Source organism: Serratia proteamaculans (genome assembly GCF_013337185.1).
Taxonomy (GTDB): domain Bacteria; phylum Pseudomonadota; class Gammaproteobacteria; order Enterobacterales; family Enterobacteriaceae; genus Serratia; species Serratia proteamaculans_D.
This window is the reverse complement of the sequence record NZ_SWDE01000003.1, coordinates 1-24,796: the sequence shown is the minus strand read 5'-3', so window position 1 is coordinate 24,796 and position 24,796 is coordinate 1. Positions and strand designations below refer to the sequence as shown.

At 54.0% G+C, this 24,796-nt stretch carries 15 protein-coding genes and 1 tRNA gene; 8 read left to right on the top strand and 8 right to left on the bottom strand.

Going from position 1 to position 24,796, the window contains the following annotated elements; translation table 11 throughout:
* Positions 1-65 precede the first annotated feature (65 nt).
* The 4 genes from cutA (at position 66) to FCL49_RS13600 (ending at position 2,922) form a co-directional block, all read left to right on the top strand.
* Positions 66-389: a divalent cation tolerance protein CutA gene (cutA, locus tag FCL49_RS13615; protein WP_174354017.1), complete on the top strand. Its 324-nt coding sequence runs from the start codon at positions 66-68 to the stop codon at positions 387-389.
* Positions 365-2,071 carry a protein-disulfide reductase DsbD gene (locus FCL49_RS13610; protein ID WP_174354016.1) on the top strand — a complete coding sequence of 569 codons (1,707 nt, stop codon included), beginning with the start codon at positions 365-367 and terminating at the stop codon, positions 2,069-2,071. Before cutA ends, FCL49_RS13610 begins: the two co-directional genes overlap by 25 nt.
* Positions 2,072-2,111: 40 nt before the next feature.
* A complete protein-coding gene (gene dicD, locus FCL49_RS13605; RefSeq protein WP_174354015.1) occupies positions 2,112-2,687 on the top strand; it encodes a division control transcriptional repressor DicD in 576 nt (191 codons plus the stop codon).
* A gap of 159 nt (positions 2,688-2,846) precedes the next feature.
* Positions 2,847-2,922: transfer RNA gene (locus FCL49_RS13600), tRNA-Phe, on the top strand.
* Between the two features lie 210 nt (positions 2,923-3,132).
* Here FCL49_RS13600 and FCL49_RS13595 read toward each other — a convergent pair.
* The 6 genes from FCL49_RS13595 to FCL49_RS13570 all read right to left on the bottom strand — a co-directional run bounded on the left by FCL49_RS13595 (position 3,133) and on the right by FCL49_RS13570 (position 11,459).
* Complete coding sequence (locus FCL49_RS13595) at positions 3,133-4,377, bottom strand: cation:proton antiporter (RefSeq protein WP_174354014.1); 1,245 nt, start codon at positions 4,375-4,377, stop codon at positions 3,133-3,135.
* Positions 4,378-4,411: 34 nt separating this feature from the next.
* Complete coding sequence (locus tag FCL49_RS13590) at positions 4,412-5,506, bottom strand: Rieske 2Fe-2S domain-containing protein (RefSeq protein ID WP_217434437.1); 1,095 nt, start codon at positions 5,504-5,506, stop codon at positions 4,412-4,414.
* A 21-nt stretch (positions 5,507-5,527) separates the two neighbouring features.
* Positions 5,528-7,231 (bottom strand): NAD(P)/FAD-dependent oxidoreductase, encoded by a 1,704-nt coding sequence (locus FCL49_RS13585; RefSeq protein ID WP_174354013.1) that lies wholly within the window; start codon positions 7,229-7,231, stop codon positions 5,528-5,530.
* A 44-nt stretch (positions 7,232-7,275) separates the two neighbouring features.
* Positions 7,276-8,358 (bottom strand): monodechloroaminopyrrolnitrin synthase PrnB family protein, encoded by a 1,083-nt coding sequence (locus FCL49_RS13580; protein ID WP_174354012.1) that lies wholly within the window; start codon positions 8,356-8,358, stop codon positions 7,276-7,278.
* A complete protein-coding gene (locus tag FCL49_RS13575) occupies positions 8,358-9,968 on the bottom strand; it encodes a tryptophan halogenase family protein (protein ID WP_174354011.1) in 1,611 nt (536 codons plus the stop codon). Before FCL49_RS13575 ends, FCL49_RS13580 begins: the two co-directional genes overlap by 1 nt.
* 744 nt (positions 9,969-10,712) lie before the next feature.
* A complete protein-coding gene (locus FCL49_RS13570) occupies positions 10,713-11,459 on the bottom strand; it encodes a sulfite exporter TauE/SafE family protein (RefSeq protein ID WP_174354010.1) in 747 nt (248 codons plus the stop codon).
* Between the two features lie 165 nt (positions 11,460-11,624).
* Between FCL49_RS13570 and actS the strand changes: the two genes are divergently transcribed.
* Positions 11,625-12,374, top strand: coding sequence for an amidase activator ActS (actS, locus tag FCL49_RS13565; protein WP_012004766.1), 750 nt, complete (start codon positions 11,625-11,627; stop codon positions 12,372-12,374).
* Between the two features lie 71 nt (positions 12,375-12,445).
* Here the strand turns inward: actS and gltP are convergent, their stop codons facing one another.
* Positions 12,446-13,762 carry a glutamate/aspartate:proton symporter GltP gene (gene gltP / locus FCL49_RS13560; RefSeq protein WP_174354009.1) on the bottom strand — a complete coding sequence of 439 codons (1,317 nt, stop codon included), beginning with the start codon at positions 13,760-13,762 and terminating at the stop codon, positions 12,446-12,448.
* Positions 13,763-14,552: 790 nt separating this feature from the next.
* On the opposite strand from gltP, the gene acs reads away from it, so the two are divergent.
* The 3 genes from acs (at position 14,553) to actP (ending at position 18,564) form a co-directional block, all read left to right on the top strand.
* Entirely contained in the window at positions 14,553-16,511 is a 1,959-nt protein-coding gene (gene acs / locus FCL49_RS13555) for an acetate--CoA ligase (protein ID WP_174354008.1), read from the top strand.
* 92 nt (positions 16,512-16,603) lie between these two features.
* Positions 16,604-16,915, top strand: a complete 312-nt coding sequence (locus tag FCL49_RS13550) for a DUF485 domain-containing protein (protein WP_112347862.1) — start codon at positions 16,604-16,606, stop codon at positions 16,913-16,915.
* Positions 16,912-18,564 carry a cation/acetate symporter ActP gene (actP, locus tag FCL49_RS13545; protein ID WP_174354007.1) on the top strand — a complete coding sequence of 551 codons (1,653 nt, stop codon included), beginning with the start codon at positions 16,912-16,914 and terminating at the stop codon, positions 18,562-18,564. Before FCL49_RS13550 ends, actP begins: the two co-directional genes overlap by 4 nt.
* A 77-nt stretch (positions 18,565-18,641) precedes the next feature.
* On the opposite strand, the gene FCL49_RS13540 is transcribed toward actP, so the two are convergent.
* A complete protein-coding gene (locus tag FCL49_RS13540; RefSeq protein WP_174354006.1) occupies positions 18,642-24,533 on the bottom strand; it encodes a LamG-like jellyroll fold domain-containing protein in 5,892 nt (1,963 codons plus the stop codon).
* Positions 24,534-24,796: the final 263 nt, after the last annotated feature.

The window sequence follows — 24,796 nt, the reverse complement described above, 5'->3', positions numbered from 1 at the left end:
CGCCTTCTAGCCGACCGCCCTTCAAGGTATAGTGCCCACTGATAATCTCGATGAGAGGGCTGAAGATGTCTGATTGCGAAGCTGTCGTCATACTCTGCACCGCACCCGATGAAGCCACGGCTCAAGACCTGGCGGCCCGGGTTTTGGGGGAAAAGCTGGCGGCCTGCGTCACGCTGCTGCCCGGCGCATCATCGTTATACTACTGGGAAGGGAAACTGGAACAGGAGTACGAAGTGCAAATGCTGTTTAAAAGCGAACGCCGCCATCAAGATGCCCTGCTCAACTACCTGAAACAACATCACCCGTATCAGACGCCCGAGCTGCTGGTGCTGCCGGTGATGGCTGGAGATAAAGACTACCTGTTATGGATCAACGCCTCATTAAATTGATATTCCTGCTATGCGGCCTGTTTTTTTTGCCACAGGCGGCTCAGGCATCGCTGTTCGCCCCTAACGGCGGCAATCAATTCGTGCCGGTCGATCAGGCTTTTGCCTTCGATTTTAAGCAGCAGGACCACCAGCTGACGCTGAACTGGCAAATTCGCCCCGGTTATTACCTCTATCGCCAGCAAATCAAACTGGTGCCGCAGCAGGCAAAGTTAGGCTCCTTTGAGCTGCCGGCCGGGCTGAGTCACAAAGATGAGTTCTTCGGCGAAGTCTCTATTTTCAAACAACAGCTGAATCTGCCAATCCCACTGCAGCAGGCCACCAGCGGCGCCAGCCTGAGCGTGACTTATCAGGGCTGCGCCGAAGCAGGTTTCTGCTATCCGCCGGAAACGCGGGTGATCCCGCTGGATGCAGTAAGTGCCACAACCGCACTGCCAGTCAGCGCCCCCGAAGAACCGGTGCCGGCCAGCCTGCCATTCTCCCCGCTATGGGCACTGCTGATTGGCATTGGTATTGCTTTCACCCCCTGCGTATTGCCGATGTATCCGCTGATTTCCGGCATCATTCTTGGACGTGAAAAGCCGCACAGCAGCGGGCGTATACTGGCACTGGCGGTGGTTTATGTGCAGGGCATGGCGCTGACCTACACCTTGCTGGGTTTGGTGGTTGCCGCCGCCGGCTTGCAATTCCAGGCAGCGCTGCAACATCCGTATGTGCTCATCGGCCTGTCGGTGCTGTTTATCGCCCTGGCGCTGTCGATGTTCGGTCTGTATTCGCTGCAGTTACCTTCTTCGCTGCAAACCCGCCTGGCGGGCTGGAGCAACACTCAACAAGGCGGTTCGCTGCCTGGTGTGTTCCTGATGGGCGCACTGGCCGGCCTTATTTGCTCCCCTTGCACCACCGCGCCGCTTAGCGCCATCCTGTTGTACATTGCCCAAAGCGGCAATATGTGGGCCGGCGGCGGCACCTTGTATCTGTATGCGCTGGGGATGGGCATCCCGCTGGTGCTGGTGACCCTGTTCGGTAACCGTCTGTTGCCACGCAGTGGCCCATGGATGCAGTATGTCAAAGAGGCTTTCGGCTTTGTGATCCTGGCGCTGCCGGTATTTCTGCTGGAGCGAGTGATTGGTGATGTGTGGGGACTACGGTTGTGGAGCCTGCTCGGCCTGACGTTCTTCGGCTGGGCCTTCGCGCTGAGCCTGAAGACCTCCCGCGGCTGGGTACGGGCATTGCAATTACTGTTGCTGGCGGCTGCCGTCATTGCTGCGCGACCGCTGCAAGACTGGGCTTTTGGCACCAGCAGCGCACAGCAGGCAACGGTACAGCACCTGAACTTCACACGTGTCAGTAATGTCGATCAACTCAATGCCGCTCTACAGCAGGCACAGGGGAGGCCGGTGATGCTTGATCTGTACGCCGACTGGTGCGTCGCCTGTAAGGAATTCGAGAAGTATACCTTCAGCGATGCACGCGTTCAGGCAGCGCTTGCCAACACGGTGCTGCTGCAGGCGGATGTCACGGCCAACAATAGCGAGCAGGTTGCGCTCCTTAAGCACCTGAAAGTCCTGGGATTGCCTACTATTTTGTTCTTTAACGGCACGGGGCAAGAGTTAACCAGCCAACGGGTTACCGGATTTATGGATGCAGTGGCATTCAACGCGCATTTGCAGAAAACGGTGCAATAAATAACACTGAGGATCGGAACCGAATTTGGAGGAAGCACAAGTGCAACGTGAACACGTCCTTGATACGGCACTGGGGCTGTTGGAACAACAGGGCCTGGCGACCACCACATTGGAAATGCTGGCGGAGAAACTCGATGTACAGCCGGGCGACCTGAAACGGTTCTGGCCGGATCGTGAAGCGCTGCTGTATGACTGCCTGCGCTATCATGGTCAGCAAATTGACACCTGGCGTCGCCAGTTGCTGCTGGACGAAAACCTGAGCCCGCAACAAAAGCTGCTGGCGCGCTATGACGTTTTGGAAGAATACGTCAAACACGACCGCTATCCCGGCTGTTTGTTTATCGCTGCCTGCAGCTTCTTTCCTGAAGTGGATCACCCGATCCACCAACTGGCTGAGCAACAGAAGCTGACGTCACTGGATCTGACGCGCGATTTACTGCGTGAAATGGATGCCGACGACGCCGATATGGTGGCACAACAGATGGAGCTGATTCAGGAGGGTTGCCTGAGCAAACTGCTGGTAAAACGTCAGCTACAGGACGTTTCCGTGGCCAAGCGGCTGGCAGAAGACATCTTGCAGGTAGCTCAGTGCCGCAGAAACGGGGCATTAAGCTAATTCAGTGTGCGACGGTATAGCGCCGTCGCAGAATTTAGGCCAACCCGGCGCAATTTTTGCGCCCTTTGACCGAAAAGCCAGCAACCAGACGCGTTTTACCTAATTTCATTCATAAAGCCGTTGACTGCCTTCGGCCAATACGGTTTAATGCTGCGCGTTGCCCGGATAGCTCAGTCGGTAGAGCAGGGGATTGAAAATCCCCGTGTCCTTGGTTCGATTCCGAGTCCGGGCACCATATTTAGAAGAACCCGCCTATGGCGGGTTTTTTGCTTTCAGGGATAGGACTCTTCATCGAACAGGTTCGATTATTCGGCCAAAGACCTCACCCTGCGGGCCAACGCTAAAGCGTTGTTCAACTCGGCGTAAACGCCGGTTGTCCGAGTCCGGGCACCCTATTTAGAAGAACCCGCCTATGGCGGGTTTTTTGCTTTCTGCCAGATGCGCGTCACTTATCGGCGTCCGGGATTGCCGGCGTCGCGCGCAATTGCACACGCAGCGTGAATCGAACCAGCGGTACGGTCAGCGCCGTCGTCACCAGCGCGAACACCACGAGGATCGTATAGACCTTTGGCGGAAGGATCTGCATCTGCAGACCGATTGACAGGACGATGAGCTCCATCAAGCCGCGCGTATTCATCAGCGAGCTCACCAACATCGCATCGCGTGGCTCAAGCCCGGTGGCACGCGCGCCCAGATAACTGCCGCCGAACTTGCCGATGAATCCGCCCGCGAGGAATACGCCGAACCACATCCACGATGCCGCGTCGTCGATCGTGCCTATTGACGCATGCAGCCCCGCATACGCGAAAAACACCGGCATCAGCACCAGCCTGACAAAACCTTCGACGTTCTCCCGCCACTCATTTGCAATACCGGGCACGCGCCGCACGAACAGCGCCGCCGCAAGTGCGCCAAATGCGCTATGAAATCCGATGAGCGACGTCGCGAGTGCCGACGCCATGACGAAACATAACAACACGGCCAAGCGGTCGCGCGCCGCATGCGCAGTCGATGCGAGCCGCACAAGCATCGGTCGAACCACGAAGCGCACCAGGAACGCGCACAACACCAGATACGCGAGCAGGCTGACGAGCATGCGCGCAAATGCCCAACCAGGCCCGCTCGATAGCGAAGCAATAGTTGCAAGCAGTATCCATCCGAGCGCATCCGTCAGCATCGCGGCAGACATGGCGTGCCGTGCGCCCACCATGGCGTTGAGCCCCAGGTCGTCGACGATGCGCGCCATCACCGGTACCGCTGATATCGCAAGCGCGACACCGCAGAAGAGTATATAGGGCAGCGCCGGCGCATCGCTGGCGAGCATGTCTTTCGAGACAGTGGCGACGATCATGCCGATCGCGGCCGGTACGACGAGCCCACCCACGGCGATCGCGACGGGCATATGCCAACGCCTGTCGCGCAGCGTCTCGCCCAACTCCATATGCAGACCCACCTGAAACATCAGCAGTATCAGGCCGACTTCACCGACTTGCCCCATCGCCGACAGCCTGTGTGGGCCGAACAACCCATCGTAAAAATTCGGTGCGATCACGCCCAACAGCGAAGGACCCAACAGCAAACCGGCTGCGATCTCGCCGACGACCGCGCACTGGCCGAGCCGTTCGGCAATGCGGCCGCAGACGTTGCAGAGCGCGATCACCAGCACCAGTTGCAACAGCCAGACAGTCACGAATGCCTCGGAAAAAGCGGCACCGACTTACGCATCACCGCTCACTCGCAACGCGGTCGACCCAGCCCCGGTAGAACGCACGGTACTTGAGCACGAGCTTATCGTACTTGCTGTACGCGCCGCCGCCGTCCGGCTTCATCCCGTTCCAGATTTTAACGTCGAACTTTGCCGCCTGTCGGGTCTGCAGCCCGAACAGCACGTAGTCGGTCGCGCGGCGCAAGACGCCCCCCACCTTCTTGATCGAGATGAGCATGTGCATGACATTCTTGCCGTCGCTCACCGGCGTCACACACTGGAGCAGCTTGTATTTGAAGTCTCCGTCCAGGGAGACGGTCATGACGCACCCGCCGGGGTAGCCATCGAAGTGCAGGTTCATCTGCGACATATTCAGGCCGAGCACACGTGCCAGCATGCCGGAGGCCCCGAAATACCGGTCCACGGTGAAGTCGATCCCGGCACCGAACCACGCGCCCGCCTGTGCCAGAGACTCAACCTCCGGCCACGGGTGCCAATCATCGAACAGCTTGAGTTCGAAGGCCGAGATCGGGAGCTCGTGCACGGGGGACGCGTGTTGCGCGTCGTAGAAGTTCTCTACGATCCGCAAGACAGCCGTCGTCGTATCGAATGCGAAGTGCAGGTGCATAAAGTCGCCGTTGTCGACGTCGGCTGCGGCGATTTCGGGCAGCGGGTGCAGCGGCTCTGAGGAGCCGTACCAGACCCACACGTAGCCGTATCGCTCGGCGGTGACCCACGTCGGCTGGCGCACCGAGCGCGGCACGGGCTCCAGCCGGCGCACCGTCTGGTTGTGACCGGGGATATGAACGCACTGGCCCTGCTCGTCGTACCGCCAGTGATGAAACGGGCACTGGATGCACCCGTCCTTGACCTGCCCGTCGGCCAGGTTCGCGCCGAGGTGCGAGCAGTGGCGATCCATCACCACGGCCTGCCCCGTCGCGCCACGCCACGCCACGCACGGACGGCCGAAGAGCATCAACTCCGTCGGCTTATCCTTGAGGTCGTCCGAACGCATCGCGACGTACCAACTCGCGGCCACGCTCGTGGTCGCGTCGTACAGCCTCGAAGGATGCTCCTCGACGCTCGTTTGAACCCATTGAATGTCGCTCATCATTTTTGTGTCCTCGACGGCCGATTACTTCTTACGAGTCAAGCTGATACGGGTCGTAATGTACGCCTTGAGCAGCGCGAACATCGGGTTGTAGTCGAAGTACTTTTTCACCTCTGCCGGCGCGCTGGTTTGTGTCCAGTGCATCAGCTTCATCGCCGGCAGTAGACTGTACTTCGAGTTGTTGAGCTGCGGCTTGTCCCCGGTGATGCAGTACCCGAAACCGAACATCTGCTTGGCGAAGTCTCGTTCGTCGATGAGGGCGTGGATCCGCGCCGCGGCCTCCCCGGTCGGTTTGAGCCCGGCGCTTACCGCCTCGATCTCGGCTTTGGCGTCGTTGAACAACTGGTAGTACCCCTCCATGTCTGCGCACAGGTACCCGAGGTACGGGGGGTCGTTGTCGAGATGATCGAGGTCACCCTCGTCGCGCGAAGCACGGAACCTCGCGTGGGCTTGCACGAGCCGGAACTGCCCGAGGATCGTGCCGACTGCCCACAGCCTGTGGAACGCGTCCCACAAGCGGAAGTCGGTGAACGCCGTGTAGCAGCAGCTGACGAAGTCGTCGTTGTGGTCCAAAAGCTTTTGCTGCAGGCGTTCGATGTACTCGAAGCGATCAGGGGAAAAGTCATCGTCGCGCAGCGCCTTGATGAGGCGCGCCGCGAGCGCGTGGATGGTCACCGCAGTGTTCTCGAGCCCCCGGGAGAAGAGCGGATCGATAAACCCGTTCGCGTGCAGCATCAGGCAGTAGCGATCGCCGATGCAGGTGGTCGACGAGAACTGCAGGCGGTCGGTCTTGACCCAGTCACGCACCGGCATAGCGTCGCGGAATTGCGCCCCGATGCTCGGGAACCGCGCGAGGAACTCGTCGAACTCTTGCTGCGCGGAGATGTCCGTTTTCGGGTAGACACGCGGATCAAGCTGCAGGCCGACGCTCACCAGGTTGTTGGTCGACCGTGGGTGGTTGTTGAACGGGATCACCCAGAGCCAGCCGCCCTCGAACATGTGGTGCAAGGTCCCCTCGTGCCAGCGCCAGCGCTGCCCCTTGACCTTGAAAATATCGTCGAACGGCTTGACCCCGAGCATGTGCGTGTAGAGGCTGCGCGAGTGCGTCTTGAAGCGACACGGCTCTTCGCGGAGATTGAACTTGGTCGCGAGCGGCGCGCGCGGGCCCCCACAGTCGATCATGTACCGCCCGGTGAACCGTTCGCCCTCGGCGGTGGTCACCGCGACGCCGTCTTTATCGGCGTGGTATTCGGTCACTTTAGTCTTCTGGTGGACCGTGCAGCCGTATTTAATGGCGGCTTGCAACAGGTAGGCGTCGACGTCTTGCCGGTAATAATGGCTCTCCGGTCCCCAGGGCAACTCGGGGATGACGCACTGTGTGAACTCCTTCGGGTCGTGCTCCTGGCCGGGTTTGTGGAACACGAAGCCGAAGTTGCGCTTAATGCCCGTGCTCGACGAGACGTAACGCTGCGTCGAGTAGAACGACGTAATGTGGTCGAGCTCCGGAATGCCGTAGCGATCGGCGATGATACGGTTCATTAGAGACGTCTCGGGAATCGACGATTCGCCGATGGTGAACCGCGGGTGCGACGACTCCTCGATGATCAGCACGCGAAACTGCTGTTTGGCCAGGATAGCCCCCATCTGGGTGCCGGACATGCCCGAGCCGAGGATGATCACGTCGAAGTGGTTGTTATCGCGCCCGTTCGCTGGGCTGTTCTGAGTCATGAGGGCAAATCTCCTTAATGAGATGGAACAGATGGCCGTACGCGTCAGAACTCGTTGAGAGCGGTGCGAATGCGGGAGCGCGCGGCAAGCGTGAGCGTGACCAGATCGCCGAGCATGCTGGGCGCGTACCCTCCACTGCCGATTGCCGGGCCGCTTCGCCCGGCTTCGTACACCCGCTCCGCCAATTGAACATGAGGTGCCCGGAAGCGCAGCAGGATCACGAAGATCCGGTTGAGGGCCGCCAGCCCGGCCCGCACGGGTTCGCCCTGCGCACCTACTCGCGCCTCGCCGATCGCACGGTCGACGAGCGACGGCTTCCCGGCGAACCGAGCGTAGACCGCCCTGTACGCGGGAAGTACATAGGGCAGGTACGTCTCTTTGAATTCTTGATAAGCCTGGTGGTCCGATTGCGAGCCCCACAGGACGTGATCCAGCACGAAGAGGGGCATTTCTACGGCACCGGGGCCAAGGTAGCTCTGGCCCCCGACGCGGATCGGTTCATAGAAGGGGCGGAGCTCATCGTAGAAGACCTGCGGCGAGATGAAGCGGTACGCGTAGACAATCGATTCGACCATTTTTTGCAGATAGGCTGCCAGGTCGTCGCACCCTTGCGCGAACGCGGGCGACCTCAAGGGGACGTCGTGCAGCTCGACGGTCACCGTGATGGCCGCCTCGAGGGCCGCCATCGAGATGCGCACGCTCTCGAGCAGGTGCGCTTCGTCGCTGAGCCCGGTGTAGCTCCGTTGCGCGTCGGCCGCCGCGGGGTTCCAGACTGTCACATGCAGGAGCGTCTCACGCGGCGGCAGGTCGGTCATCCGCGCCAGATCGAGCAGCACCGGCTCGAGCCCGGGCACCATGTCCACGGGCTCGTGTCCGTGCCGCTTGAGCGACCCCAGGAAGAACCCAATGTCCCGCATCGCGGCGGCGGCTTCAACGAAGCCCCAACCGGAAGGCACGCCGCGCACCGGGAGGAACTCACACAACAGACCGACGATACCGGGCACGTCCTTGTTACGGTTCAGGCCCGGCAGTTGCAAAACGAGCGAGCGAGCCTGCAGCGGATCGCAGGCTGCCACGGCAGCGTGCGTGGCGGCGAATACGCATGCCCGGTCCAGGGCGCGCTCCACTACCGGCTCTCCGGCGACGCGGGCGTCGGCCCGGGTCGAGACAGCCCCGCTCCGCGCTCGCGCAGCGACCGCAGGTAGTCATAGTTCGTCGGCAGGCTCGCCCGCAGACGTTCGGCCTCACGCTGAATACGGGCGAACATCACCTCGGCCTTTTCGATCGACTCCGGTCGCAATTGCAAGAGCGGCAGCGACCGGTCGGGCAGCATGCCCAGGCCGGCAAAGATGCAGTAGTAGTTTCCGTTCAACCAGAAGTTCTTGAATTCGAAGTCGAAGGTCTCATAGTAGGTGGAATCGTCGAACGACGTGGTGGTCAACGGCAGCCCCGCCTTGTAGCGTTCAACCTTCTCTTTGATGGAGTCGGAGAGCCGCAGGTCGTGCCGGTTCGCAAGCCAGAACGGCGTGTCTTCACGTGACGAAGTGAAATAGTGCGCTTGGACAAAGTCTCGGCAGTCGTCGAACATGTAGGTGATCTCGGCGTTGAACGCGTCGGCCAACCGCGGATCGAACGAGGTGTCGGGGAAGTGCTTCACGAGTTGGTACAGCGCCGCGTAGATGAAGTAGATCCCCGTCGATTCCAGGGGCTCCAAAAAGCACGACGCCAGCCCGATAGAGACGCAGTTGTTGACCCACGACCGCTTGTTACGCCCGACCCGGAACTTGATCTGATTGAGCGGCTGATTGTCCGAGAGGCCCCAGAGGTTGAGAAAGTCGGTGGTGGCCTGGTCGCGGGAGGTGAACTTGCTCGAGAAGACGTAGCCACTGCCGAACCGACCCAGCATCGGAATCTTCCAGGTCCACCCCGAGTTCATGGCGATCGAGGAGGTATAGGGTTCGACCCCCACTTGCTCGTCGTCGTTGGGTACGGCAGTGGCGACCGCGCTGTCGCACAACAAGTAGTCGGACATGTCAATGAAGGGCTCTTTCAGAGCCTGGTTGATCAACAGCCCCCGCATGCCTGAGCAGTCGATGAACAGATCCGCCTCCAGCTTCCGGCCCTCTTTGGTGAACAGGCTGGAGATGAAGCCGTTCTCGTTCAGGTTAACCTCCACGACTTCGTCGACCACTCGGTTCACCCCGCGATCGACGGCCCAGCGCTTCAAGAAATCGGCCACCAAGTGCGCGTCGAAGTGCCACGCGTGGGACATCTGACGGGTGCCGTCATGCAGGCACGGTGCCAGATTGCCATCGAGCGCCCCAGGCTGCGGGTAGCAGGCGTACGCCATCGACTGCTGAAAACCCTGTTCGCGCTTGCGCAGCCAGTAGTGGGTAAGCGGCACACCGTCGCAGCTCGGCACATTGCCGAACAAATGGTAGAAGTAATCGTTGTGCGAGCGGTCGGGAGACGTTCTCCAATTCACGAACTTGATGCCGGCCTTGAACGCGCCGTTCACCTGAGGCATCCACTCCTGTTCCGGTATCCCGAGGAAGTCGAAGAACACCTTCTGCAAACTCGGGATGGTCGCCTCGCCCACACCGATCCGGGGGATCGTCGCAGATTCGATGAGCGTAATGTTCGCCTGCTGCTGGAGCGCCCGGACGAGATAAGAAGCGGACATCCAGCCCGCAGTGCCGCCGCCCACGATGACGATATTCTTGATCGGTTTGCTCATGACACTCTCCCATAGGAAGTAGTGGAGATGTTAAATTAGGTTCTAATTCAGACTAGAATCTAATTTAAAAAGTGCAAATTCCGTTTTAGAATTAACTCAGTGATATATCCTCACGCGAACCACCCCCTCACAACCCTAATTCACCACTACCTCATCACCGGTTATAAATATTATTTTCAACCAGTTAGAATTACGGGAAAAGCAGGAAAAACAAGATCACCTCATTGTTCACAATAATAAAATCAAGCCTTGTAACGCCCCGACCACCCACAAACAACTCACGCACAACACACTATTTTTACTGTATTTTTACAATAAAAAAGCAACGTATCTTATCCAAAATTTCATGTTCTATGTTTTCAATCACCGCCAGTTAAGATTTTTCACATTCCTTAAATAAACACCCTATCAATTGGATATTAATGGATCCTGAATTGTTAGCACGCTTACAATATTATGAATTAAACACCCAGCTAGTTATAGGTGGTGCATTATCAACTTGCCAGCCAACAAAAATAATCGATACCGATGCATACGTTACTTATGTATAAAAACATCCGTAGAATAATATTATTTGCACAATCAAGCATTCAGTCTAAAAACAATTATCCATCTAATTTTCATACGAATACTCAACGATATTCGGAAATTTTTTCTGCCTCAAAAACCCATCCATTGGCATATCGTCGAGGGCAGTCTGGTGAGCTATAACCGTTGGGGTTCAGCTTCGCCCCGCCATCGCCGTCAACTAAAGTACTTAACAATCAACATAGCGCCAGAAGCCAACAAGATCACATTGATGAGCTTGAGGAATTGCTCACGCGACATTTTCAGCGTGAAGTAACGGCCCAACGTAATCCCCACCAGCATGCCCGGCACCAGCGCTAGCGCCAACAGTAATAAATCAACGTCCAGATAAACACCAGCCACAGCAAAAATGACCACCCGAGTCAGGGTACTCATGCCAATCAACGTGGTTTGGGTGATGCGGAAAGCTTCTTTTTTCTCGATCCGGCCGCTGAGATAGATGGCATAAATAAAGCCGCCGCTGCCAAATAGTGCGCTGAATATCCCCCCAACCAAACCAAAAGGCACCGCCGCCCTGGGTGAAAATTGCCGAGCGGGCTTTAAACCACTGAGTGAATAGAGCGCGTAGAACACTACAAAAATCCCCAGCGCCAGCAACAGAATTTCGGGTCGAGTCTTCAGCAGGATCGCCGCCCCCAACAGGCTGCCGATAATCATCAATGGGACCAGCCTTCTTAATTCAGGCCATTGAGCGTTCCGCCCGTCGCGACTGACGTTAACAATAGCCGCGCACATATCCAGCAGGGCCAGCAACGGGACGATTTTTGCCACCGGCATATAAAGCGCCATTATCGGACTGGCGACTAACGCAGAACCAAAACCGGCGATGCCGAAGATCACATAAGCCACTAATAGCGTGGCTGCCAGTACCAGATAACCGGAGAGCGTTAAGGTTTCTTGCATATTAGCTGTTCCCAATCCATGAACATTATTGAGCCGAACGGCAAAACCTGCTGCTTTAGCCCGGCAGAATTTAGTCCATGGCGGCGTTTTTGACCACCTGACCGTTGATGTTACTATAGGCAGATCACAATAGAGCGCGACGACGTTTAAGGACGATATTTGAGTATGGGAAGCACATTCGCTGTATGGCGGCTGATTGCCGTGTGCGTAATCAGTTTGGGATTACTGGGGTGCGGCTCCGGAAAGAAATCGAACAGCTATGACCGTGATTATGATCGGTTGGCCAGAGGCAGCTATAACGGCAACACCTATACCGTCAAACGTGGCGATACTCTGTTCTATATTGCCTGGATCACCAACAGTGAAGTCAGCGAGTTGGCGCGGCGCAATAAAATCCCCAAACCCTACAACCTCGAGATTGGCCAAAAGCTGGCGTTAAATAACGCGACGGCAAAGAAAGGCAAGACCCGCAAAACACAGTCAACCAGCCAGATTGCAGCCGTTGCACCGCCGATCCGCAGCAGTATCAAATGCTGGCGCTGGCCAACCCAGGGCAACATTATCAGCAAGTATTCGACGGCCGACGGGGGCAATAAAGGCATCGATATCGCCGGTAACCGCGGGCAACCAGTATTTGCCGCAGCCAAAGGACGGGTGGTGTATGTCGGTAACCAACTGCGGGGTTATGGCAATCTGATTATGATCAAACACAATGATGAGTACATCAGTGCCTATGCCCACAACAATACCCTGTTGGTTCGCAATGCCCAGGAAGTGAAAGCCGGACAGAAAATTGCCACCATGGGCAGCACAGGTACCGACAAGGTGATGCTGCACTTCCAGATCCGTTATCGTGCCACCGCATTGGATCCGCTGCGCTTCCTGCCGGCTCAGGGTTCTGCACCTTCCTGCTGATCCTGAGGTAGATGATAAAAAAACCCGTCTGATAACGGGTTTTTTATCATCTCGATCTCGCCCAAAAGCGATTAAGAGTCTGTTATCTGCCTGGCCTTACCGGAGAAGAATTCTTTCTCGAAGGCCAACGCCTTTTTACTGTCGAACTGGTGTTCCCATTTTGCTACCACCAGCACCGCCAGCGCATTGCCCACCACGTTGAGTGCGGTCCGCGCCATATCCAGAATTCGATCTACGCCGGCGATAAACGCCAGACCCTCTAACGGGATCCCCACGCTTCCCAACGTCGCCAACAGCACCACAAAGGAAACCCCCGGCACGCCGGCAATCCCCTTGGAGGTAAGCATCAGCGTCACCACCAGCACAATCTCCTGGCCCAGAGACAGCTCAATCCCATACAGCTGTGCAATAAAGATGGCGGCAATGCTCTGATACAGCGTTGAACCGTCCAGATTGAAGGAGTAACCGGTCGGTACCACAAAGCTGGTGATCGCCTTCGGCGCGCCGTAAGCCTCCATCTTTTCAATGATACGCGGCAACACCGTTTCCGAACTGGCGGTGGAAAAGGCCAGGATCAGTTCATCCTTCAGGATACGGATCAGCGTCCAGATACGCAGGTTACAGAAACGGGCGACCGCCCCCAGTACCACCAATGCAAAGAAGACAATCGCGAAGTACACCAGCAGTACCAGTTTGGCCAGGGGTAACAACGAGGCGAAGCCAAAGTTGGCCACCGTCACTGCAATCAGACCAAACACCCCAATCGGCGCATAACGCATAATCATATGCGTAACTTTAAACATGCTTTCGGAAACCGCTTTAAACACCTTCAGCAATGGCTCTTTGGTTTCTTTTGGCAGTGACGACAGACCCAGGCCAAACAGCACCGAGAAGAAGATAATCGGCAGCATGTCGCCTTTCGCCATCGAGGCGAAGATATTTGACGGGATCAACGACAGAATGGTGGCAACCAGGCTGTGCGAGCCACTTTGCACCTGCTCGGTGGTTTTTTCATACTGCGAGATATCCACCGCAGTCAGCGTCGACATGTCGATGCCATGACCGGGTTGAAAAACATTGGCCAACGTCAGACCCACCACGATAGCGATAGTGGTGATCACCTCGAAGTAAATAATGGTTTTCAACCCGAGCCGGCCTAACTTTTTCGCATCCCCGACCCCGGCAATACCCACCACCAGCGTAGAAATAACGATCGGCACCACAATCATCTTAATCAGGCGGATAAATATATCACCGGCCGGGCTTAGAATATTACTGACTAACCACTCTCGTGATTCAGTTTGATTATGGAGCACCGCCCCAACAATAATGCCCAACGCCAATGCCATCATAATTTGCCAGGCAAGACTGATTTTTACACTCTTCATACCCAAAAAGTCCTCAAAGACTCTTTTCGGCACATTTATAATAACGCGCCGAAAAGAATACTTAATCATTTAATACAGGCTTATGTTAATAACCAGGAGGCGATCACCTGCCCTCAGTGTGCCGCTGTCTAAATCTGTACCATTTGGACCGCATGCTCTGCAAGCCTTGTTTTAGCTGGTTTTTATGTTAATCACGGCCCATTCGGAATCTGATTTCCAATCTTAACAGGCATAATTTACTGTTATTAAAAGCATAATTTTATGTGAGACACATCACAAAACCACCCGAGGCCAGACGTTTTAAGCCAAATGAAAGTGCGTTAACTTTCGCTAATCCTGCATATTTAGTCCGATGGTAATGTAAATATTATGTTGCACGTGGGTTTTTAAAATGAAAAATAATGATAGTGACAGCCTAATGCAGCAACATTCTATTTAATTAAAAAAATGCCCAGGAGCTTTACTTATAGCAATGCAGCCAAACTATATTCCTAAATAGTTTAACAACGATTTAATGCGGTTTTTTAATTAGCTATTATCTTTAAAAGTACCTTCATGTACCGAATTGGTTATTCTTTTTAGTTCTTTAGATAGCGTTTTCTGACTAAAACTTCCTATCTAACCGTTTTCTCCCGCCAAGCTGGCAGATGCCCCACACAAATGAGGCAGAACTATTACAAATCAATATCTTCGTTGCGTGATCTGCCGCCCAAAAAAGAAACAAAGAATCGGAGCAAACTATACTTAACCTTCAGTTGACATATCATTAACAACTTCAAGGAGAAAAGCCATGAGCCAAGTGCATAAACACGCTATTCCTTCTGCAATTGCAGAACACGCCCTGATTAATCCGACGCAATATCAACAATATTATCAACAATCTGTGCAAGACCCAGAAACGTTCTGGGGTGAGCAGGGAAAAATCCTCGACTGGATAAAACCTTATACCCGGGTAAAAAACACCTCATTCGATCCGGGCCATATCAGCATTCGCTGGTTTGAAGACGGCACCCTGAACCTGGCAGCCAACTGCCTCGATCGCCACCTGGCCGAACGCGGCGACCAAACCGCCATTATCTGGGAAGGTGACGATCCCACCCAGTCAAAACAGGTGACCTATAAACAGCTGCACCATGATGTCTGCCAATTCGCCAACGTACTGAAAAAACTGGGCGTCAAGAAAGGCGACGTCGTGGCTATCTATATGCCAATGGTGCCGGAAGCCGCGGTCGCCATGCTGGCCTGCGCCCGCATCGGGGCCGTACATTCGGTGATCTTTGGCGGTTTCTCGCCGGAAGCCGTGGCCGGGCGCATTATCGACTCCAACTCCAAACTGGTTATCACCGCCGACGAAGGCCTGCGTGCCGGGCGCGCTGTTCCGCTGAAGAAAAATGTCGATGACGCGCTGAAAAACCCAGGCGTGAAAAGCGTCACCAACGTCGTCGTGTTCCAGCGTACCGGCAAACCGGGTTACTGGCAGGAAGGCCGCGATCTGTGGTGGCATGAACTGACCCAGGGTGTTTCCGCCGACTGTCCACCGGAAGAGATGAATGCGGAAGACCCGCTGTTTATCCTTTATACCTCCGGCTCAACCGGTAAACCCAAGGGCGTGTTGCACACCACCGGCGGTTATCTGGTGTATGCCGCCATGACCTTTAAATATGTCTTCGATTACCACGACGGTGACGTGTACTGGTGTACCGCCGACGTCGGTTGGGTCACCGGCCACAGCTATCTGCTGTACGGCCCATTGGCCTGCGGTGCCATTACCCTGATGTTTGAAGGGGTGCCTAACTACCCTGGCGTTAACCGTCTGTCACAGGTGATAGACAAACACCAGGTCAATATCCTGTATACCGCCCCTACCGCCATTCGTGCCCTGATGGCCGAAGGTGACAAAGCTATCGAAGGCACCCAACGCGACTCACTGCGCATCATGGGGTCGGTCGGCGAGCCGATCAACCCGGAAGCCTGGGAGTGGTATTACAATAAAATCGGCAACGGCAAATGCCCGATCGTCGACACCTGGTGGCAGACCGAAACCGGCGGCTTTATGATCACCCCACTGCCCGGTGCCACCGAGTTGAAAGCCGGTTCCGCGACGCGACCGTTCTTTGGTGTTCAACCGGCGCTGGTCGATAATATCGGCACTGTGCAGGAGGGCGCCTGTGAAGGCAACCTGGTGATCACCGACTCCTGGCCAGGCCAGGCTCGCACGCTGTTCGGCGACCACGATCGTTTCGAACAAACCTACTTCTCCACCTTTAAAGGCATGTATTTCAGCGGTGATGGCGCACGCCGTGACGAAGACGGCTATTACTGGATCACTGGCCGTGTCGATGACGTACTTAACGTGTCTGGCCACCGTCTGGGGACCGCCGAGATCGAGTCGGCCCTAGTCTCCCACCCGAAAATTGCCGAAGCGGCGGTGGTCGGTATTCCACATAACATCAAGGGCCAGGCGATTTACGCCTATATCACGCTGAATCACGGTGAAGAACCGACGCCTGAGCTATATACCGAAGTACGTAACTGGGTACGTAAAGAAATAGGACCGATCGCCACGCCGGACGTGCTGCACTGGACAGACTCTCTGCCAAAAACGCGCTCCGGCAAGATCATGCGCCGCATCCTGCGCAAAATTGCCGCCGGTGATACCAGCAATTTGGGTGATACCTCAACGCTGGCGGATCCGGCCGTAGTCGACAAGCTGTTGGAAGAAAAACAATCAATGAAAGTTCCGTCGTAATTTCCGCCGCCTCAGGCCGATCCGCGGGAAAATAACCCGGTGATCGGCGTCAAGCGCGGCGTACTCTATCAATACCTACTGGAGATGCTCTGATGAATGACACCATTTATCAAGGGATTGAGGAAAACCCGCGCTTTATAGAACTGGTGCGAAAACGTAGCCGATTCGCCTGGCTGCTTTCACTGATTACACTGGCGCTGTACGTCAGCTTTATTTTATTGATCGCTTTCGATCCACAGTGGCTGGGCACACCGATCGCTGAAGGATCGACCATTACCCGCGGGATCCCGGTAGGTGTCGGCCTGATCGTGATCTCTTTCGTGTTGACCGGGATCTACGTCTTCCGTGCCAACGGCGAGTTCGATCGCCTGACTGCAGAAATTTTGCGTGAGGTGAAGAAATGAAGCCTTTATTGTCTGTCGCCGCCCTGCTGATGCTGCCGGGCCTGGCTTTTGCCGATGCCATTAGTGGCGAAGTACATCGCCAGCCGTTGAACATTCAGGCGATCGTGATGTTCGTGCTGTTTGTCGGCGCCACGCTGTACATCACTTACTGGGCTTCCAAACGGACTCGTTCACGCCAGGACTACTACACCGCCGGCGGCAAAATCACTGGCCTGCAGAACGGTCTGGCGATTGCCGGCGACTTTATGTCAGCCGCTTCTTTCCTGGGTATTTCCGCACTGGTGTATACCTCCGGTTATGACGGACTGATTTATTCAATCGGCTTCCTGATAGGTTGGCCGATCATTTTGTTCCTGATTGCGGAACGCCTGCGCAACCTTGGCCGTTATACCTTTGCCGATGTGGCCTCTTACCGCCTGAAGCAAAAACCCATCCGCACGCTCTCGGCCTGCGGTTCACTGGTGGTGGTCGCGCTGTATCTGATTGCACAGATGGTGGGGGCCGGTAAGCTCATTCAGTTGTTGTTCGGTCTCAACTACCATGTGGCGGTGATCCTGGTCGGGATCCTGATGGTGTTGTACGTCTTGTTCGGCGGCATGCTGGCAACCACCTGGGTACAGATTATCAAAGCGGTGCTGTTACTGGCCGGTGCCAGCTTTATGGCGCTGATGGTGATGAGGTCGGTCAATTTTGACTTCAATACCCTGTTTGCCGAAGCCGTGAAGGTACATCCGAAAGGCATAGCTATCATGAGCCCGGGCGGCCTGGTCTCTGACCCTATTTCTGCGCTTTCGCTGGGGTTGGCACTGATGTTTGGTACCGCCGGCCTGCCGCATATTCTGATGCGTTTCTTTACCGTCAGCGACGCCAAAGAAGCCCGCAAAAGTGTGTTCTATGCCACCGGTTTTATCGGTTACTTCTATATCCTGACCTTTATTATCGGCTTCGGCGCAATTTTGTTAGTCGGCCCTAATCCGGCGTTCAAAGACGCTACCGGAGCGCTGTTGGGTGGCACCAATATGGCAGCGGTGCATTTGGCCAACGCCGTCGGCGGTAACTTCTTCCTGGGCTTTATCTCGGCGGTCGCCTTCGCCACTATTCTGGCGGTGGTTGCCGGCCTGACGCTGGCAGGGGCTTCTGCGGTATCTCACGATTTGTACGCCAGCGTGATTAAAAATGGTAAGGCAACTGAACGCGATGAACTGCGGGTGTCCAAAATTACCGTGGTGATCCTGGGCGTCGTGGCAATTGCGCTGGGGATTTTGTTTGAGAAACAGAACATCGCCTTTATGGTCGGGCTGGCGTTCTCTATCGCTGCCAGTTGTAACTTCCCGATTATCATTCTTTCGATGTACTGGTCACGCCTGACCACTCGCGGCGCCATGATTGGAGGTTGGTTAGGCCTGCTGACGGCGGTGATCCTGATGATCCTTGGCCCGACGATTTGGGTGCAAATCCTTGGGCATGAAAAAGCCATTTACCCTTATGAATATCCGGCGTTGTTCTCAATGCTGGTCGCCTTTGTCGGCACCTGGCTGTTCTCGGTTACCGACAGTTCATTGGCCGGGCAGCAGGAGCGTGAACGCTTCCGTGCCCAGTTTGTTCGTTCGCAAACCGGGCTGGGAATTTCCCAGGGCAGCTCGCATTAAAAATAAATCAGTGGGTTCAGCATGCTGAACCCACTGTTACTGCACCTAAGCCAATAGGTTCTTCACTGCCGCTGGCATTATTCTTTTTCCATCAAGCCAATGGCGGCAATACCTCGCTTAATCGCCTCATTGCGCATATACAGCCGCCAAATGATGCCAGTACGATAGTTTTCAAGCATAACGATGCTAATCCCTTTCTCCAATCCGTTAACCGAAGAGGCATACCAATACGGCGTAACATCCAGGTTATACCCACTGTTAAATCCATACTTACCCCAGGTATAGGGGTGATTTCTGTAATAGTTTTGCATCGCGGCCAGTGATTCTTTTGGCGTAAATACCACCGCACCTACCGCGCCGGAGAGCACCATGGTGCCATCGGTATTAGCCGCAGTTGCCGGTGGCGCACCAAAGTTGCCATGATAGTCGCCATCCGGCCCCTGGCCCGCAGATAAGCCCCATGAATCAGGACCAAAGGTCTTGAAGCTGTCCTGTTCATCAATGCTGTATTGGCGACTGATTTGCGAATTGAGTACCGCGTCGTTAAACCAGTCATCGCCCACCTTATCAACCTTGCCGCGGAAATCGATCCAGGCATTTGAGAACTGATTGGTAAAACTGGAGCCAAAGTACGTATCAAATACCGGTTTACTGCCGCGATAAGAACGCTTGTCACGACCGATGCTGTAGAACATATCACCGCTAACCGGATGCGTCGGCGAACCCGCCGCCAGCACATACATACTGGCCTGCTCAACCGGACCCGCCCATAGATATCTCTCATTGAACCCGCCGCCATTTTCCGGTTTCCAGGCCATATAAAACCGATTGGTTTTCGCATCACGGAACCATGGCCACTCAACCTTGTGATAAATCTGGTCGGCCATTTGTTTTATTTCGCCACCGAAGTATTCCCCGGCAACAATCACCCCATTCAGCGCCAGCGTAGTATCAATGGTCGAAAGCTCAGAAGTCCAGACGCGTTTCGCGGTCAGCTTATCCAGGAAGTGGTAGAAGAAGCCTTTATGCTGCTCAGCATTGTTCAGCAGCATATTCAGCGTCCCCAGAGTGCGGGCAGCACCTTGTTCTCTGGTGATCCAACCGTTATCAACACCCACCGTAATTGCCGACAGGGCGAAACCAACCTGCGCCACATTGCAAACCTGCAATTTACTGGAATCGTTGACCAGACCGTAGCCTGGGCTGGCAGGATCGCTATTTGCCCTCTCCCAGAAGAAATCGAAACTTTTTCTGGCTTCCAGCTCAATCAGTGCTGCATCGCCTATCTCTCGAACCGGCGGCTTTTCAGTATCAAAAATTTGCAGCTCGTAGATGGAAGGTAAGTCACTCGCCGCGCTAATATTCAGCCGAACTTGCGATGCTCTAACGCGCGGGAAATAAAGTTTGGCATTCTGGCCGAGGGTCGTTCCCTGATAAACCGATAACCACTGCCCATTTTGCAAGACTTCAAGGGTGAAGGCGCTAACCCGAGATTCATACTCCTTGATCTGCACCAGATCGAAATTAATCTCATCCCCAAAATCCACAACAAGCCATGCTGGAAGCGGAACGTTATGAGAAGCCCAGCGGCTCCCGGCATCACCATCAATGGTTTTATCGGCCGTATACTGTGGCTGCTTAAACCATATGCTGCTGGCACTGGCCTTGGCGTCAATATCCCACAGCAGGTTATAGCTTGGTCGCACCTCAAACTGGTGTTTCACTCCTTTGATGCCATGCGGATAACGTTCCTGGATATAAAGTTGGGAATGTTCCAGCAATGGCGGTAACTCAAGCTTGAAACGCCCATCATCAGCCACCAAACCGCTCATCGATGCCCCATTGTCAGTGGTGACCTCAAGCGTACTGCCCGGCGTTGCCGCACCCAGTAACCAACGGCTCTTGTCGGTGAACCCCTGATTATCCAAGCTGAAAGCCGCGACCACCGTCACGTCACAATAGGCAGAATAGGCACCATCAGCACTGGTGACCGTAATTTTCGTCAGGCCAGGATGAAGCGCTTTAACAGCGCATGACGTTTCATTGACTTGCAGGTCGGCGACATTTTTATCCGCATTTTCCCAGTTCAACTTGCCTGGGCTCACCGCCTTAATCGCGGCAACCAAGGTAAACTCTTGACCGACTTCCAGCGTAACTCTCTCCTGGTTCAGCGTGATACCTGAGGGATCCTCTTGCGACAGTGTCTGTTCTGTCAATTTCGGCAGGATCTCACGCCCTTGCGGGGTGGCAAGCATCGCATCCTTGATATGGAGCCCTTGCTGGGGCGAATGCCTGCGCGTCTTGAAGGTAAATAATGTCTGCCCGGCGGGCAAAGGCTGTTCAGCGATAAACACCAAACGCAAGGTTTCTGCGGTAATCTCCTGGCGCAATAAGGTAATACCAGCCAACTGAGGAGTAACCTGTTCCAGCAGAGTATTGTTCAACTCAATGGTCACATCACCGGCACAGAGATCTTTGCCGCTATTTTTCAGTGCCAACTGATAGCTACCCACGCTGTGAGAAGGCGTACTCACCACTTTGGTCATCACCCATTCAGGCAGGCTGGTATCTGATAGCTGCTCCTGTGCCACGAACATATTGCGTAACCCAGCCTCATTGCGGGCGTAGGGAATATTCAAAGCATGGAATACCATCCCTGCAATATCTTTGGTCGAGCCCCCCGACACAATTTTCTCACCTACGGGTTCTCTGGCAACGGTTCGGCCATTCGCCGAGATAAAGATGGTGCGTGCCATGGCAGAGTTCTGTCCGTGACCAAAGTTCTGAGTTTGGCGTCCATCGGCTTGCTCAGTGCCGCCACCGTGATCGGGTGAGACAATCACCAGGGTGTCTTCACGTAACCCCTGTCGATCCAACTCGGCTAGCAAGGGGGCTATTTGTCTATCCGCAGCGGTCAATGCCTGATAGTACTTAGGACCATAATAACCATTAACATGCCCTGCCAGGTCGATATTGCTCAGATGAACCATCATAAAGGCGGTATCTTTCAACTTACCGCTGGCGATATAAGCTACGGCCTTGTTCACTATGGCCTCGTCATAATCTTTGACGCACTCCACCCCGAGAGAGGGTTCAATCAGACTATTGGCAATGGCATCCCAGGAAACGTAAGCCGCAAGCCGGCGGTTTGGCATCGCCTGGCGCAGCCGTTTAAACAAGGTAGGGTAGCTACTGTTCTCCGGGTAATAACTCTCGGCCGCAACGCCATTGGTTACCCCGTGCTTTTGGGTTTCCACGCCAGTCAGTATTGCCCCCCAGTTTGGCCCCGAATCGGATGGCATCACTGATTGGGCCGTGTAAGTCACCGCTCCTTGCTCGATCATTTGTCGTAAACACGGAATCTGCAGTCGGTCACCGACCGTTTCTTTTGTCGCCGTTACTGAAGGCCAATAAGGCGCCTGGGTACTCACACTGGCACCAGCACCATCCATGCCAATAAACAACACGCGTTTATAGGGCATAAAAGCAAGTTGCTGCGCAATGTGTGCCTGTTGCTCAATCGGTGCACCAATAATATCAGCCAAGGTGATTACACCATCTCGGTTACGATCAAGGGAAGACGCCGCATTAATAGCCACACGATGCGTTGCCGTATCCAGCGAACCAATCTGATATAAGCGACCATTTTCATAAAACTGGCTGTTTAACAAAGAGAATTCGCCAGCACCTGACGCCGCTGTGGTTTTAAAGCGTAACTCCCCCATTTTTGTTTTTTGCCAGTCGAGGGGAGCAATGTTATTGAAGGTCTGGCCGCCATAGCCGGTGATTTTCAAGACTCCGTCCGCCGCACCCTGCACCGAGATATCTCTACCGATAGCTTCAATAAATGCAAATGATGACGGGTCGTAATGAAGCTCGCTGACAAACTCATCAATCACATTAATCATATTTTCGGTACGTAAATGTAAGTTCAGCGAGAACGCAGAGTCTGGAACCGTTTGTTGTGCACCGACAAGCTTCAGACTACCGTTAAATTTCTCTGTTAGCGGTTTTACGACCAGATCGCGGTATTCCTCATAGAATGCCAACGCCTCTTGCGCACTGACAGCCCGATTGATAATCCTCAATTCATCAATCTGTGTTTTATCGCTTAGGCGATATTGCCCTTTAGCATCTGCGCCGATAGAGATATCCAATGCGGTTGTCGTATCACCCGAAGAGCGAATATCAATCTGTTGTTGCAATACACCGTCTTTATAAAAATAAGCATTGCCGGTACGATCGTGGCTCACCGTGATCTGGTGCCACCGGCCATCTGCCATATGGATCGGACGTTCTGTGCCAAGATCATAGCGGCCCGCATTGCTACCCTTCCAGTTCCAGCTCAGCGTATTTTCATGGATCCCCACCTGCCAGCCTGGGTTACCACCACTGTTCCAGTCTTTATTCGCAATAATCGTTTGTTCTTGATTCACCGCAGGGGTGTTGATCCAAAAACACAGGCTGAAATCACCGGCTAAATCATTTTGTAATTCTGCATTGGGAACGGTGATGAAAGTTTTACCGTCGAACGAAAATGCGCTGCCTGCAAAACTGGCAGCGTACGTCTCTTTGCCATGAGCTACTGCGTGGTATTCTTTATCTGTGCTTTCATTCAAAGAACCATCGAACGAGTAGTGAAGGGTTTTAAGCGTTGGAACAAGCTGTTGGTAATAGGTTTCATATTCCCGTTGAACTTGCTGAGGGGGGATAATATTGTTGGATATCTGAACACGGTCGAGTAAAGCATTTTCCAGGCTATACTTACCCAGTCCGTCGGCACCGATATTAAAGTCCAGATGAGTATTGGTGTGACCACGACCCGCGATAGAAACCCGTTTTTGCTCCTTGCCATCCAGATAAAAAATCGCGTCTCCACGTCTATCCTGTGTAATGGCAATATGGTGCCATTTAAAGTCAGCGACTGGAATATCACTTACGTCTAGCCGGCTGCCATAGGCTCCTTTCCAGTTCCAATGCAGGTTCTTGCCACTAATGCCGATGACCCAACCGATGTTGGCGCCAACACTCCAATCTTTGTTCGAAAATATAACGCCTTCATACTGCGCATTCGTCTTAATCCAGAATGAAACACTGAAGTCACCGTCTAACGCCGGTAACAAATCACTTTGTGGCAGGGTAATATAGGACTTGGCCAGCCTGAGCGCTTGCCCATCAAAGCCGCGAACGAAGCTAATATTCCCGGTTGCAATTCCATCACTACCGGTACCTGAACTATCTTTCAGGTCCCCTTCAAAATTCATTAATAGTGCCAATGGCTTCTGTAACTTGTCTTTTAAATCATGAAATTTTTGTCTGATTACTTCATGAGATAATACCTTATCATAGATTTCAAACTCATCCAGATGGCAGCCATTCAAAGGATATTGACCTAAAGCATCAGCACCAATGACCGTTGCATAGCCACTATCAATATCACCTGCATTGGAAATATCAATGGCATAAACTTGCTCTCCATCCTTATAGAATGTAGCATCGCCCCTGCGTTCAAAAGTGACCGCAATATGGTGCCACTGATTATCAGCAACCTTGATGTTTTGTTCAGCACCGATATCCTGGCGTGACCTGGATTCGTCTTTCCAGTTGCAGACCAAATAGTCTTTATTCACCCCAATCAACCAACCAATATTCGAACCATTCCGCCAGTCTTTATTAGATATAATAACTCCATCATTAGCGGTACCGGTTTTAATCCAGAATGACAGGCTAAAATCACGCGAGTCAGAAAAAAGAAAACTATCTTTCACCAAAGAAATAGTGCCACTTTCAAAATAACCGTCCTGCCCAATATTATTTTTAGTCAGAAAAACATTATCTGAAACTTTATCAATATTGCTATTTCCCGATATATCTTTAATTTCCGTGTTGAAGTCTATTTTTGCCAATAAGGAACTTACTTCCCCAGTAGCATAACCTTCAAAACCTGTTTCTTTATGTTTATTACTCATGTTATTTCACCTACTTTTTGAATGGTTTCTAAAGTGAACGAACCATAACATGAGAGAAATAAGGCGAAAATGCATCCAGATAGTGTGAGAAATCACACAACGGATTAATTTTTAAACGGGGGACCTTAATTACGCTTGGACAGGAATTATTACGTGATCTTTGCGATGCGCATTGAGGACTGATATGAAAATTGGGTGGAATAGCAGCAATTTATTTATAGCATGCAAAGCAAAAAGCCCCATGCTTTCGCATGAGGCTTTCG